Source organism: Niallia sp. M35 (assembly GCF_050971705.1).
Taxonomy (GTDB): Bacteria; Bacillota; Bacilli; order Bacillales; family Cytobacillaceae; genus Niallia; species Niallia circulans_A.
Genome location: NZ_JBPCEP010000001.1, coordinates 241,098 through 256,558, shown reverse-complemented (window position 1 = coordinate 256,558; position 15,461 = coordinate 241,098). Strand labels below are relative to the sequence as shown.

The following is a 15,461-nucleotide window of genomic DNA, read 5'->3' as shown; positions in this document are numbered from 1 at the left end:
AAACATTTCTAAGACATCAGACCTCTGATGTTCAATCATTCCTACTAATCGAAAATACTATAACACTTTTTTCCTAATAAATAAATAGACTTTTAAGAATTTCGTCGAAAAAATACAGAAATGAGTAATTGTTCGGAAATCAACCGTTTTCTTTTGTATATTATTGTAAAAATAATACTTAATTTTGCTATTTTTCTTATACACCCTGAATGAATGTTTTGAATATACGCTAAAAAAGGACTTAAAATAGGTTATACTATTTCAAGTCCTCTTTTAAAAAATTGATTATTTTTCCGCATAACTGAATCGTTTTGTGTCCTTTATGGCGGATGATATCGATTCATCCATACTATTGACCATACTACTGCATATTTATTTCTTCGGAACCTTTTGGCACAAGAACTGTTCTTGGTTTGCTGCCCTCATATGGTCCAACCACACCGCGGGCTTCCATTTCATCGATTAATCTTGCTGCTCTCGTATAACCGATGCGGAACCTTCTTTGTAACATACTAACGGAAGCTGTTTGCATTTCGACAATTAATTCAACTGCTTCATGATACAGTTCGTCTTCTACAGCTCCAGTAACTTCCACAATTTCATCTGGAATCATTTCCTCTTGGTATTGTGCTTTTTGCTGGCCAATAACAAAATCAACCACTTCCTCTACCTCTTCATCGGACAAGAACGCCCCTTGTACTCGCACAGGTTTGCTTGCCCCATAAGGGAAGAATAGCATATCTCCTCTTCCTAATAGCTTTTCTGCTCCTCCCATATCTAATATGGTACGAGAATCAGTCTGAGAGGAAACTGCGAACGCAATTCGCGATGGAATATTTGCTTTAATGACTCCTGTAATAACATCAACAGAAGGTCGCTGAGTGGCAATAATTAGATGAATTCCGGCTGCACGGGCCATTTGTGCAAGGCGTGTAATGGCATCCTCTACATCAGATGATGCCACCATCATTAAGTCAGCAAGCTCGTCTACAATCACCACGATAAATGGCAGTAATGGCTGCTTCTCTTGTTCCTCTGCATTTATTCGTTTAATATACTCATTATACCCTTCTATATTTCTTGTCCCTGTATGGGAGAATAAATCGTATCTTCTCTCCATTTCACTAACAACCTTCATTAATGCCTGTGATGCTTTTTTCGGATTTGTGACAACTGGAGCAAGCAGATGAGGAACACCATTATATACATTTAATTCAACCATTTTTGGATCAATCATCATTAGCTTTACTTCATGAGGCTTAGCTCTCATTAATATACTTGTAATAATCCCGTTAATACAGACAGATTTTCCGCTACCTGTTGCTCCGGCAACAAGTAAATGGGGCATTTTATTTAATTCTGCGCACACTGCTTCCCCTGTAATATCTCGTCCAAACGCAATCATCAGCTTCGAATCTGGCTTATCATTTTTACTTGATTCCAATACTTCTCTAAGTGACACAACAGCGACTTCTGAGTTTGGAACTTCAATCCCGATTGCTGATTTCCCAGGAATAGGAGCTTCAATGCGAATATCCTTTGCTGCAAGAGCTAAAGCTAAATCGTCGCTTAAATTAACAATTTTACTTACTTTGACTCCTTCACTTGGATGAACTTCATACTTCGTTACCGCAGGTCCTAAATGAACCTCTGTTACTCTAGCTTTTACGCCAAAGCTATGAAAAGTTCGTTCTAGTTTAGCAGCGTTTGCGTGAATTTGCTCATATTCCCCACTCTGATCTGCCTTTCTCGGTAACTTTAATAGCTTTAAAGGTGGGAGTTCATAATCCTTATTTTCTACTTCTGTAAAAGTTATTGGCACGACATCACCTAAATCGGTTTGTTCCTCTGGCGAATCTGCCATCAAGTCTTCCTGAATGGCTTCCTCCTGATAGGCTCTTTCGGCAAAGGTGTTGATAATTGGCTCTTGTATGTATGGCTCGTCCTCTTGAGGCGGAGTGTTCACAATAATAGAAGCATTCGTATTTTCCTCAGACTGCTGATTTTCGCGTCTTGCTTGTTTTTCGGCCTTCCGCTTTTCTTTATTTTTTTGGATCGATTCTTTCCAATCTTTCATATCTTGCTTAAACGCTTCCCATTGATCTTGGAAAAAACTCCAGATACTTGATATAACTTTTTTAAAAGCACCACTTAACGTTTTACCAGTAAGCAAGATAAAGCCTATTATAATCACGATAAAGCTGATAATCTGTGTACCTACCGTATCGAATAAATAATGGAATAATGCAAATAAAACGGCACCAATCATGCCACCGCCTAAATCAACATTAGTAGCCTCTTTCTTGACTTCCATCCAAAATAATTCCCATGTATTTAATATAACACTAGGGTTTTGAAAAGCACCTTGACTTGCTAGCAACTTAAATAGTGTTACATGGCTAAGTAATAAAATAGCACTAACAATTAAATAAATTCCATTCAATTTCGTATGAAACATATAAGGCTTTTCTCTTTTCCACATTAAATAACCACTGTATACGATAAGGCCTATTAGGCAAAGCATATACCACTCTCCGAAAAAGAACCGGAAAAAAGAAACCATTGTTTTCCCAACCGCACCGAGTTGTAAAATAGAGATAAAACTCAATGCCATAAGGAGCAAAGCTACAAGTTCATATTGTATCGTTAATTTAAGATGTTGTTTTTTTCTTGTTTTTCTTTTTTTCCTTTTTGCCATTTGATCACCTAATATTTAAAAATTATCTTTCTCTTTTGTAGTAAAGAAGCAGCCTTAGGCTGCTTCTTTATTGTTCCTATATTATAACATAGTTTATAAAGGGAAACTTCTATCCGAAGGTTTTTTTATCCTTTGCTGTTTTTATAGAAAAAGGTATGCTTTTTGGTTTGGCTGATTTGTTGTGTGCTTTGGCTGATATTTCGCTCGTTTGGCTGATTTGCTGTCTACTTTGGCTGATTCTCCGCTCAGTTTGGCTGATATCCTGCCTACTTTGGCTCCTTTGGCTGATTCTCCACTCAATTTGGATGATATCCTGCCTACTTTGGCTGATTCTCCGCTCAGTTTGGCTGATATCCTGCCTACTTTGGCTGATTCTCCGCTCAGTTTGGCTGATATCCTGCCTACTTTGGCTGATTCTCCGCTCAGTTTGGCTGATATCCTGCCTACTTTGGCTGATTCTCCACTCAGTTTGGCTGATATCCTGCCTACTTTGGCTGATTCTCCGCTCAATTTGGCTGATATCCTGCCTACTTTGGCTGATTCTCCACTCAGTTTGGCTGATATCCTGCCTACTTTGGCTGATTCTCCGCTCAATTTGGCTGATATCCTGCCTACTTTGGCTGATTTGCCGCTCAATTTGGCTGATATCCTGCCTACTTTGGCTGATTCTCCGCTCAATTTGGCTGATATCCTGCCTACTTTGGCTGATTTGCCGCCAACTCTAACTTAAAAATCATAATACTAGACAAGTTTTTTCCCTTATCATTCCCTTTTATCAACTTTTTTAGTAAAAAGCAATTAAAGGGTTGGAATTTTTGCTCCTGGCTGCATATCTGTCTGGAGAAAATGATTGGGATCGGTGCTAAGTATTCTTATGACTTCATATTCATTTGACTCATTTCTCGCAACTAATAAAGGAATGCCATTATAATGAATAACTTGGTGTTTTTCATAGATGTCTTGGCTCATTGGAAAAATCAATTCTTCTGGCATCATTGTATACATAATCATTGGATAATCCCTTCATTCTGTTCTTTATTGACATCAATCAACTCGTTGAGCTTTTTCATCGCATCCCCGACTCCGCCAACAGAGTCAATAAGTCCAGAAGTAACGGCATCATTTCCAATTACATTCGTTCCAATATCTCTCGTTAAATTTCCTTTTGCAAACATCAGATCTTTAAAATTTTCTTCTGTAATTTTAGAATGCTTGGTCACAAAATTAACAACTCGCTCTTGCATTTTATCTAAGTATTCAAAGGTCTGCGGTACTCCAATAACCAGACCTGTTAAACGAATAGGATGGATTGTCATTGTTGCTGTTTCTGCAATATAGGAATAATCACAGGAAACAGCAATTGGAACACCAATTGAGTGTCCACCTCCTAAAACAAGGGAAACAGTTGGTTTAGACAGAGAAGCAAGCATTTCAGAAATAGCTAATCCTGCTTCTACATCCCCTCCTACTGTATTCAAAATGACAAGCACCCCTTCAATCTTAGGATTTTGTTCAATTGCTACAATTTGTGGAATCAGATGCTCATATTTCGTTGTTTTATTTTGAGGCGGTAATTGTAAATGGCCTTCGATTTGACCAACAATGGTTAAACAATGTATTTTTGAATCTTGAGAGAGCTGAGGTACATTAGTTTGTCCCAGCTGTTGAATTTTTTCCATTAAGCTTGATGGTTTATCCTCATTCGGCTTTTCATCTGGCTGATTATTATTGTTAACTGAAACCATATAGTTCTCCCTTCCTAAAACCATAATAATCTTAGTATGAAGCGAGATACACTATTTCATGCGGCGAAATTGAAAAGTCAATAAGTCACTTTTACATCCAGAATAAATTGAAAACATTTCGGAAAATTTCTTGCCAATCATGCTTTCACGCTAAGCCACAGAGCCTGCGGTTCATCTAAATCCCAAGGAATCTTCTCCTTTATCAATTCCAACGCTCCAGAAGTTTTTCCCAAACAAACGAAAAGCCCCCTTATCTTAAGGAGGCTCTCACTTTTATCTTCTAACTGGCTTAACTTCCATTATAATTGGCAAGATCATTGGTCTACGTCTTGTTTTTTCATATAAGAACTGGTTTAGCGTATCTCTAATATCTTGCTTAATTCCAGTCCAATCAAAGCTGTCCTTACTAATACTTTTCTCTACAATATCTCTTACACGGTCAGCTGCTTCTTCTAGCAATTTCTCGGACTCGCGAACATATACAAAACCTCTTGTAATGATTTCGGGACCAGCAGAAATCTTTCTTTCCGCTTTATTTAATGTTACGACAACTGTTAAAATTCCGTCTTGTGATAATAACTTCCGGTCTCTTAAAACAATATTTCCAACGTCACCAACACCGCTGCCATCAATTAATACATTCCCAGCTGGAATTTTTCCGCCTACACGGAGGGTATCTTCTTTAAATTCAAGCACCTCTCCTTGTTCTGGAAGGTAGATATTTTGCGGTGGTACGCCACATTCAATCGCAATTTTTTCATGTGCCTTTAACACGCGATACTCGCCATGGATCGGCAAAAAGAATTTAGGCTTCATCATATTAATCATAAATTTTAATTCTTCTTGACTGCCATGATTGGAGCTGTTAAAGGTTTTATAGCCTGCTAGAAGTGTTGCACCTGCTCTGTATAATTTATCAATTGTTTTTCCAACAAATACTTCACTGCCTAGGAAAGAAGATGCTGCGAATAAAACGGTATCTCCTTCCATGATGCTTACTTGCTTATGATTTTTTTTGACCATTTTTTGCAGTGCTTCAATTGGTTCGCCTTTTGTACCAGTAGTAATAATTACCATTTGATCTTGTGTATATCCTTGAAGCTCGTTATAGGTAACGATCGTTTCTTCATCAACATCTAAATAATTGTGTTTTAACGCAATTTGCAACACTCTTTGTAAATTCTTGCCGATAATCGCGACTTTTCGATTTGTTTTTTCAGCTGCATCAATAATATGTTGAATTCTATTTAAGTCAGTTGCAAAACATGCTGCAATAATCCGACCCTTTGTGTGTAAAAACGCCTCAATTAAGCTTTGAGTTACAACAAAATCTGTTGTAGAATAACCTGGTTTATCTGCATTCGTACTGTCAGATAATAACGCTAATACTCCCTCTTCCCCGATTTTTGCCATCTCGCCATAATCTGGCTTGTAAAGATCACTGGCTGTTTGATCGAATTTGAAGTCGCCAGTATGTACGATTGCACCTTCTGATGTATGAATAACAATCCCAATGCTATCAGGGATACTATGATTTGTTTTAAAGAAGGACACTTTTGAGGAAGCAAATGTTAGAACGGATTTCGATGTCACAATTTCGAATTGTGCTTGTCCTTTGAAATCTTGCTCTTTCATCTTTTCCTTTGTTAGTTCAGCTGTTAATAAAGTCGTATAAACCGGTACATCTAAGTCTCTTAAAATATAAGATAAACCTCCGATATGATCTTCATGTGCATGTGTTAAGAAAATTCCTTTTACTTTTTCTTTATTTTGCTTTAAATACGCGATATCTGGAATAACAATATCGATCCCGAGCATTTCATTTTGCGGGTACATTAAACCAGCATCAATTACAAATATATCTTCGTCTACTTCGACTACAAACATATTTTTACCGTTCTCGCCCACTCCGCCGAGTGCGACAAGCTTTATTTTGTCATTTTTCATCAATTTTTGTTTCCTCCTATGTTGAGTTAAGCCGACCATTGATCAGTTATGATTATTATACTTGATGTTTAAAAATGTTTACAACCAATTTTATGAAATCTTCCTTTTTCAGATCCATTTCATAACGATATCAGGAGGTATTTTTCTTTAGTTTGCCTAGCTTTTCAACCCTTTTTTCCTATAATAAAAATTTTTACCGTTTATTCGATTTAAACTTAAATATAGAGATAGCTATTACAGCAAAAAAGCAAATTAAACATGCTAGTATACTAATTCGATTTGCCTCATCAAATAAGAAACTAATGCTGATGATCCCTAAGCAGGTTACAGTAAATATCGGAATATATGGATACCCCCATATTTTAAAACTTGGCTGAAGAGGATATTGTTTTCTAAGCTTTAGCTGTGCTAGACAAATCATAATCCATACAACCGATACGACAAATCCAGGGAATGCCATAAGTAAAGAAAAGACTTGATCTTGTTTAAATAAAGCAATCATTGATCCGGCAATTAAGATTATACCTGTAACCATTAAACTATAAATCGGCACTCCATTGTGGTTTACTCTACTAAAGGCTTTTGGTCCTTCACCCTCCGTTGAAAGTGAGTACATCATTCTGGTACATCCATATATACCCGAATTTGCAGCAGATAACACAGCAATAATTAAGACAAAATTCATAATGTGTGCCGCTCCAGATAATCCAGAAATCGAAAGTACTTGGACAAAAGGACTGGATTCTTCTGTTAACTCATTCCAGGGAATTAGTCCACAAATAATTAAAATAGGCAATGTATAAAATAAAACAATACGAAATATAAAGCTTTTAATAACTTTTGGCAATACTTTTTCTGCATTCTTCGTTTCCGTTACCGATACACCAATGAGCTCGGAGCCACCATAGGAAAACATAACAATTAATAAGGCAGAAAAGACAGATGTCCATCCATTTGGGAAAAAGCCGCCATGCTCTGTGTAATTTTGTAGATAGTTTGTTTGCCCAGATGGAATAAGTTCAAATAAAACAGCGGCTCCTAATATAATAAATATAATAATCATGCCAATTTTAATACCAGCAAACCAAAATTCAAATTCTCCATAATTTTTCACATTCATTGTATTAACGACAATTAAACCTACTGCGCACAGAATACTTAATATCCATAATGGCACATCTGGTAGCCAAAACTGCAGAAAGCTTCCTGCTACAACTACTTCAATCACACATACCGCAAGCCATAAAATGCAGTACATCCAGCCAATAACGAATGCTGTCTGGTTCCCAAAAGCCTTCCCAATAAAGCCCTTCATGTTTGTATTTGGATAAACAATAGCCATTTCCGCAATACTGCCCATCACTACTAGTAATAAAAGTCCTGCAAATATGTATGTAAAAATAACACCTGGACCTGCAATGGAAACTGTTTCTCCACTACCTTTAAATATCCCTGTCCCAATAGCTCCTCCCATGGCCATTAAACTTATATGTCTTGGCAATAAGTTTTTTTGCAGCTGATTTTTCGCCATGACTTCTCCTCCTTACATTTAACCTTATCAAAATGTTCTTGCGTCTTACTAACCATTGTCCAAACCACAATTTTTCGATTGAGAAACTGGGAAGACAGTTTGCATTTTTCAAATGTGAACTTCCACCAAACAAAAAATTCGCAAGACGATATAGCTAAACACTCATCTACCTTCAAAAACTTCTAGTTTCTTATATGTTGAAACTTATGTTTGCCCTATTTAAAAATATGATGATGTATCCAATCATAATCAAAAACTAGTTTAGAAACAAGTTTTTCTTAGTAAAGATGTGAGATAAAAAAGACAGAAGAGCTAGTTATCTCAGGACGAATAAACCATTTTTGCTTTGGTTTATCCGTCGTAATAAGAGATAGCTAAACTCTTCTGACACGTAAACATTTATTAAAACTAGCAAAAAAGAAGCAAATAAACTGTTATCATTAGTCCTTGTGGATATACGATATCCTTCTAATTCCTTAAATAAATTTCGCTAACTCGATTCGTTCTTCCTCTGTTAATGGCACTAAAGGTAAACGAACAGAACCTACGTCAAATCCTCTTAATTGTAATGCTGTTTTTACTGGAACAGGGTTTGGAGCTTTAAATAGAATTAACATAAGAGGAAGTAATTGTTGATGCATTTTAGATGCTTCCTCAACCTTTCCATCTAAGAAAGAAGTCACCATTTCTTTCATTTCTTTACCAATAATATGCGAAGCTACAGAAATCACTCCTGTTGCTCCTACAGATAAAAGTGGTAAAGTTAAGCTGTCATCACCACTGTATACATAAAAATCAGCTGGTGTTGATGCAATAATTTTCGTGATATTATTTAAATTTCCACTAGCCTCTTTTACAGCTACAATATTATCAATTTCTGACAAACGAATAATAGTTTCTGGTTCAATATTAACAACAGAACGACCTGGAATATTATATATCATAACGGGTAGTTTTGTAGATTCTGCAACTGCTTTAATATGTTGATATAACCCCTCTTGGTTCGGCTTGTTATAGTATGGTCCAACTACCATAACAGCGTCCACACCTGCAAGTTCTGCTTGTTTCGTTAATTCGATGGACTCATATGTGTTATAACTACCTGTTCCTGCAATGATTGGAACTCTCTTTTCCACTACCTTTACCACATGTTTAAATAAAGCAATCTTCTCTTGTTTGGATAATGTGGGCGATTCTCCAGTAGTACCAGCTACTACTAAAGAATCTGTTCCGTTTTCAAGTAAATGATTAATTAACTGTGTTGTTTTTGGAAAATCTATATGTCCCTTGGCATCAAATGGTGTAATCATGGCCGTTGACACCCTACCAAATAAACCCATCGTTCCACTCCTATTCTCATTTCGATCTCGTTGTATCTATTTTTTTATTCTATTTCTTTTTCTAACTCAAACGCATCGTGTAATACATTAACTGCACTTACTAAATCATCCTGTTTCACCAGCACCCAGATAGTTGCATGGCTATCAGCTGATTGGAGGATACGAATTCCTTTATTTGAGAGTGCAGTAACAATTTTAAATGTCACCCCAGGTACACCGGCCATTCCAGCACCAACCACGGATACTTTTGCACATTCTTTTTCGATAACTGGTTCATATCCCATATTTTCAAGAACGGCAATTGCTTTGTTTGTCATCTCATTTGTTACAGTATATACGACACTGTTAGGTGAAATATTGATAAAGTCTACACTGATTTCTTCATTTGCCATCGCTTTAAAGACTTGCGATTGTAAGTCGTACTGATCTTTTTTTGCAAAAACTTTAATTTGAGTTACGTTTGCTACATGAGCAATTCCTGTTACAGGTCTTTCTTTTATGTCACTGCCTCGACTTTCCGCATTACTCGAGGTGACAAGTGTACCAGTCCCCTTAGAATACGTTGAGCGTATTCTAATCGGTACTTTTGCTTGCATTGCTATTTCCACTGCTCGTGGATGAATAACTTTTGCTCCTTGATAAGCCATATTGCAAACTTCTGAATAGGTAACAACAGATAGCGGACGAGCATTTTCTGCAATTCTTGGATCTGCCGTCATAATACCTTCTACATCAGTAAAAATGTCAATATATTCTGCTTGAAGTGCCGATCCTAAAGCAGCCGCAGACGTATCACTTCCGCCTCTTCCTAAAGTCGTTGTATCTCCATTTGGCGCTGCCCCTTGGAAACCAGCTACAACAACAACATCGTGATTTTTTAATTCCTCAAGAACACGACTGCAATCCATTTCCATAATTCTGGCATTGGTAAAATCATTATTTGTCTTAAATCCAGCTTGAGCACCTGTTAATGCAGTTGCTGAAATTTGATTTTCTAGTAATAGTTGTGTAAACACAACACTAGAAATAATTTCGCCACATGACATTAATAAGTCGTTTTCTCTTCTGCTGATACTTGATTCTGATCCGCCGACTAAAGACAACAATGTATCTGTTGCATAAGGTTCTCCTTTTCGTCCCATCGCAGAAACAATTACTACTACTTTATATCCTTCATTTAATGCATCTTTAATATGATCTTTTGCTTGAATTCGGCTTTTTTCATCTCTAACAGATGTTCCGCCAAATTTTTGAACCATGATTTTCACAATAAACACCTCTGAACACTTTCTTAAAAGAGTGTAATATAAGGGTGCCTTTTCTAAAACAAATTTGGGGAATCTAGTTCTAAAAAGATTACCCCTTTCATCATTTTACTAGGAGGATCCCTTGTTGTTTTAACTTTGATGATTTTTTCCAACCAAAATGAGCACACTTATTTAAATGATTCCCTAAATAGGATTCTATTTAAGGAATCATTTCATAATAAGAAAGACAAGATTTTGGCACCATTATTTAGGCTTGTGTCCAAACTTGTACTTCCTGTATGTAGAATAAAATAGAAATCTACTTACAGGTAATTTTCCTGCATACTAAACCTCTACAGTCTTGCCTTTCTTCACTAGTCCATTAAACTAGCCCTAATTTAATTAGACTTTCAGCAATTTGTACAGAGTTCCATGCTGCACCTTTTAATAGATTATCGGAAACGACCCACATATGGAAACCGTTTTTCACATCTAAATCTTGGCGAATACGGCCGACAAATACATCATTGCTTCCTACGCAATCTGCAGGCATTGGGTAAACTTGATTACTTGGATCGTCTTGAAGCACAATGCCAGGAGCATCAGCTAACAAGGATTTAATTTCTTCCACTGATACTTGATCGTTATCTAATTCAAAATAAACAGATTCAGAATGACCGGTTGCTACTGGAATGCGGACACAAGTCGCTGCAACCTTTAAGTCATCTGCATGCATTATTTTCTTTGTTTCATTGATCATTTTCATTTCTTCGTAAGTGAATCCATTATCAGTAAATACATCAATTTGCGGGACTGCATTGAATGCGATTTGGTAATGCTTTTTATCACTCTTTACTGGTAGAATCTTCGGCTCAAATGCTTCTTTATTAAGAATTGCTTGTGTCTGACTGTTCAACTCTTCTACAGCTGCAGCACCCGATCCAGATACAGCTTGATAAGTGGATACTAATACTTTCGAAAGACCAAATTTCTCCTTTAATGGCTGTAAAGCAACCACCATTTGAATAGTGGAACAGTTTGGATTTGCAATAATTCCATTGTGCTCACGAAGATCTTCTTCGTTTACTTCCGGAACTACTAATGGCACGTCTTTGTCCATACGGAATGCGCTTGTATTATCAACAACAATTGCTCCATGTCTTACTGCATGTGGTGCAAGTTCTTTCGATACACCTCCGCCAGCGCTGAATAATGCGATATCAATTCCTTTAAAGCTCTCCGGAGTTGCTTCTTGTACGACAATTTCTTTATCTTTATACTGAACCTTTGTTCCTGCTGAACGTTTAGAGGACAAAAGTGTTAAAGTCGAAATCGGAAAATCTCTGCTCTCTAATGTTTTAATCATTTGTTGACCAACAGCCCCTGTTGCTCCAACTACTGCTACGTTAAATCCTTTTAATTGCTCCATTTAAGGTTCTCCTTCCAAAGGCTTTCTCTTAATAATAATAGGTAAGCGTTACGCTCCGCCTTAAATAATATTATCTATTTTAACATATTCAAGCAGCAATAAAAGAAACTTTTATCAGATTCTTTCAAAAAACACCGAATGGCGCTATAAAGTTCCTTGTGGAAGTCGACAAGCGCCTTTTTACGGTGCGTTTTCTTATCAGTCTACCATTCTTTTTCAAAGAACGTGATTTATATGCCTTATTAAATAATCATGTGCTTTCCTGTTAATCTAAATATTTTTCCACTATTACTGGTTGAATCTGTTTATATTCTAATGCTGCTTCAATTGTTTCTGCAAGCATAGACATTCTTGCAACCATAGAATTCGGCTTTTTCTCAGGATCATCTTGACCGAATGGAATAAAGAAAATATTCTTTGTTGCCATTAAACGCATCAAATTAATCCCATTTAATCCTAAAGCATCATTAGTAGAGATTCCCAATACAACAGGCTTTTGGTTTCTTAATGTCGCTTTTGCTGCCATCAAAACTGCATTATCAGTCATCGCATTTGCGAATTTACTCATACTATTTCCTGTTAATGGGGCAATTACCATACAATCAAGAGGTGCTTTCGGTCCAAGCGGCTCTGCAGCTACAATACTATCGATTATTTTCTGTCCTGTTATTTCTTCTATTTTACTAACCCAATCTTTCCCCTTCCCAAAACGAGTATCCGTATTTTTTACATTTCCTGTTACAACTGGTACAACTTCCGCTCCCTGTGCGACTAACTTTTCTACTTGTGGCACCACTTCCTCATACGTACAGTGAGAACCTGAAATGCCAAACCCTATTCTTTTTCCTTGTAAACTCATGATTCATATTCTCCTCTCATTGCCTGCTATTGTTCATCTAGTAATTGTGCTAAGACATCTGCCAATATATTTCCCGCTGTTTTCGGAGCTACAATCCCCGGTAAACTCGGCGCAAGCAATGCCTTAACTCCTCTTTTTTCTGCGTATTGAAAATCTGTTCCGCCTGGTTTAGATGCCAAATCAATTACCAATGTGTGCAATGGCATTTTTTCAATGACATCAGAAGTTACGACAAGATGGGGAATTGTATTTATACAAATATCAATATCATCGACTGCAATCTGTAAATCATCTAAATGTACTGGGATTAATCCCATTTCGATAATGCGAGCAATATGTTCACTTTGACTTGCTGCGACCTTTACTTTCGCTCCTAGGGCATGAAAAGTACGTGCAACACTCATGCCTACACGACCTAGCCCAAGCACAATAACATTTGAGCCATGAATCGTTGTGTCTGTATGTTGAATTGCCATCATTATTGTACCTTCGACAGTTGGAATAGAATTTAAAATTGCTACATCATCTCGGTTAAATAATTGAACTAATGATCGGTTCGTTTCTTTAATAAGCAAATTTAAATAATCATTCGTTATTCCTGAATATATGATGCAATGCTCAGGGGTTTTTTCTACTATTTTTTTCGTTAAAAAAACCTTCTCATTCGAAAAGATTGTATCAACTTGCCCATTTAGGTCTGTTCCTCGAACGGGTAAGATAATAGCATCTATTTTCGAAAAATCTACGTTATCGATTTTTTCTTTTGTAGCTCCAGTGAATGCATGGTCCAATTGCTCGAAGCCAATTAATGAAAGGATTGCTTGTTGTTCTGTTAATTTACGAACAATTTCAAGCTGCCTTGCATCACCGCCGATAATCGCGATTTCCATCCCTTTCAGCATGAATATTTCACCTTCTTTTTTTAAAGATCCTGTTTTTCATAGCTCGCTACTTCAACATCTTATGTGATTACCTATTATTAGGTGAGTTGTTTACTGCATTTCCTTAAAAAGATGGTTTCTTTCCTTATCTAGAATATAAATAACGATGCTCGGAACAAGTTTTGGTTGAAGTCTCCTCTTCGTGGACAGGGATTTTTCAGAAGTGAGTTATGGCAACTCCTTTATAAAGGGGAAAGCAAGAAAATATTTTTAGAAGTGCTCAAACAAAAAAAACTAGGATTCAGAAGGGAATTCTGTTTCCTAGCTCTTTATTATATATGTAGCTTTTTATTGAAGTGCTTTTGGTAATTGTCCGTCTGGGCTGATTAGAGAGACCGAGAATGTGTCAGTGAATATATCATTTGCCATTTGATCAACTTCTTCTTTGGTGACACGATCAATATCGGCAATGATATCATCTAAGGAGCGATGTTTACCTAATAACAGTTCATTTTTTCCATTTCTGCTCATACGGCTATTTGTGCTCTCTAAGCTTAGCATCAAGCTGCCTTTTAGCTGCTCTTTACTATTTAGAAGTTCCTTTTCGGTAATTCCTTCTTTTTTCAAGAGGGCAAGCGTATTTTGAATAGTATCAAATAATTCATCTAACTGCTTAGCTCCTGTACCACCATAGATTGTCACTATTCCACTGTCTTGGTATGCGGAGTGATAAGAGAATACCGAATAAGCTAAACCCTTTTCTTCGCGTACATCTTGGAATAATCGACTACTCATACTGCCACCAAGAATATTATTTAAAGATACAAGTGTATACATTTTATCATGTCCCACCTGTAACCCATTAAAACCTAAGCATAGATGTGCTTGCTCTGTTTCCTTTTTGCGTGAAAAATTATTGGCATGGAAAGAAGGCTTTACTAGTTCTATTTCGGATTTACCGGCTTCAAATGACCCAAAATATTTTTCTACTTCTGAAATAAATGCTTCGGTAATGTTTCCTGCGATCGAAATAACCGTATTCTCTGGTGTATAATGATTAAACATATACTCTCTTAGCGTATCTCCATTAAACGTAGCCAGTGTCTCTTCAGTTCCTAAAATCGGATAGCCAAGTGGATGTTTATCATAAATTGCCTGACTCAATAAATCATGAACAATATCATCAGGTGTATCATCATACATTTTAATCTCTTCACAGACAACATTTTTCTCTTTCTTTAATTCTTCCTCATCAAATGTCGAGTTAAAATACATATCTGCTAACACTTCTAACGCCATATCAGCATGTGTATCTAAAACCTTTGCGTAATAACAGGTATATTCTTTTGAAGTAAAGGCATTTACCTGGCCGCCAATACTATCAAATGATTCTGCAATTTCTCTCGCACTACGTGTTTTTGTTCCTTTAAAAAACATATGCTCTAAAAAGTGAGATACCCCATTGTTCTTTTCATCTTCTTTACGAGATCCTGTACCAATCCATACGCCAATAGCAACGGAACGTACTGTTGGAATGTTTTCCAATACAATTCTTACTCCATTTTGGCAAGTATATCTTTTGATCAATTATGTTCCTCCTGTTCTTCTACCAAGTTGCAAAAAGTAGCTGCGACTGCTAGTATATCTTATTCCTCTTATTTTTTCCAAAATATTGTTTTAATATAATGATAACATATATCCATTTTAAAAATGAATAGCGATTAGTTCCCTTTTAAAAGGAAGACTGGCTTCATTTGCCATGTCCTTTCTTATAGATGTTGTTT

At 36.6% G+C, this 15,461-nt stretch carries 12 protein-coding genes; all 12 read right to left on the bottom strand.

Annotated elements, in window-relative coordinates:
- Positions 1 to 361: 361 nt before the first annotated feature.
- The 12 genes from NiCM35_RS01225 to NiCM35_RS01170 all read right to left on the bottom strand — a co-directional run bounded on the left by NiCM35_RS01225 (position 362) and on the right by NiCM35_RS01170 (position 15,264).
- A complete protein-coding gene (locus NiCM35_RS01225; RefSeq protein WP_123257476.1) occupies positions 362 to 2,698 on the bottom strand; it encodes a DNA translocase FtsK in 2,337 nt (778 codons plus the stop codon).
- Between the two features lie 141 nt (positions 2,699 to 2,839).
- Positions 2,840 to 3,376: a hypothetical protein gene (locus NiCM35_RS01220; RefSeq protein ID WP_433778315.1), complete on the bottom strand. Its 537-nt coding sequence runs from the start codon at positions 3,374 to 3,376 to the stop codon at positions 2,840 to 2,842.
- Positions 3,377 to 3,496: 120 nt separating this feature from the next.
- Positions 3,497 to 3,709, bottom strand: a complete 213-nt coding sequence (locus NiCM35_RS01215; RefSeq protein ID WP_095329231.1) for a YlzJ-like family protein — start codon at positions 3,707 to 3,709, stop codon at positions 3,497 to 3,499.
- Positions 3,706 to 4,443, bottom strand: a complete 738-nt coding sequence (locus tag NiCM35_RS01210; protein ID WP_047940052.1) for a ClpP family protease — start codon at positions 4,441 to 4,443, stop codon at positions 3,706 to 3,708. Before NiCM35_RS01210 ends, NiCM35_RS01215 begins: the two co-directional genes overlap by 4 nt.
- A 273-nt stretch (positions 4,444 to 4,716) precedes the next feature.
- On the bottom strand, positions 4,717 to 6,390 hold the full coding sequence (locus tag NiCM35_RS01205) for a ribonuclease J (protein WP_123259103.1): 1,674 nt from the start codon (positions 6,388 to 6,390) through the stop codon (positions 4,717 to 4,719).
- Positions 6,391 to 6,583: 193 nt separating this feature from the next.
- Positions 6,584 to 7,921, bottom strand: a complete 1,338-nt coding sequence (locus tag NiCM35_RS01200; RefSeq protein WP_123257474.1) for an amino acid permease — start codon at positions 7,919 to 7,921, stop codon at positions 6,584 to 6,586.
- Between the two features lie 476 nt (positions 7,922 to 8,397).
- Positions 8,398 to 9,261, bottom strand: coding sequence for a 4-hydroxy-tetrahydrodipicolinate synthase (gene dapA, locus NiCM35_RS01195; protein WP_095329229.1), 864 nt, complete (start codon positions 9,259 to 9,261; stop codon positions 8,398 to 8,400).
- Between the two features lie 44 nt (positions 9,262 to 9,305).
- Positions 9,306 to 10,529 (bottom strand): aspartate kinase, encoded by a 1,224-nt coding sequence (gene dapG, locus NiCM35_RS01190; protein WP_047940049.1) that lies wholly within the window; start codon positions 10,527 to 10,529, stop codon positions 9,306 to 9,308.
- A 361-nt stretch (positions 10,530 to 10,890) separates the two neighbouring features.
- On the bottom strand, positions 10,891 to 11,937 hold the full coding sequence (gene asd, locus NiCM35_RS01185; protein ID WP_095329228.1) for an aspartate-semialdehyde dehydrogenase: 1,047 nt from the start codon (positions 11,935 to 11,937) through the stop codon (positions 10,891 to 10,893).
- 265 nt (positions 11,938 to 12,202) lie between these two features.
- Positions 12,203 to 12,796, bottom strand: a complete 594-nt coding sequence (locus NiCM35_RS01180; RefSeq protein WP_047940047.1) for a dipicolinate synthase subunit B — start codon at positions 12,794 to 12,796, stop codon at positions 12,203 to 12,205.
- A 26-nt stretch (positions 12,797 to 12,822) separates the two neighbouring features.
- Positions 12,823 to 13,698 (bottom strand): dipicolinic acid synthetase subunit A, encoded by an 876-nt coding sequence (gene dpaA, locus NiCM35_RS01175; RefSeq protein ID WP_123257472.1) that lies wholly within the window; start codon positions 13,696 to 13,698, stop codon positions 12,823 to 12,825.
- 327 nt (positions 13,699 to 14,025) lie between these two features.
- Positions 14,026 to 15,264: a M16 family metallopeptidase gene (locus NiCM35_RS01170; RefSeq protein WP_123257471.1), complete on the bottom strand. Its 1,239-nt coding sequence runs from the start codon at positions 15,262 to 15,264 to the stop codon at positions 14,026 to 14,028.
- Positions 15,265 to 15,461 lie beyond the last annotated feature (197 nt).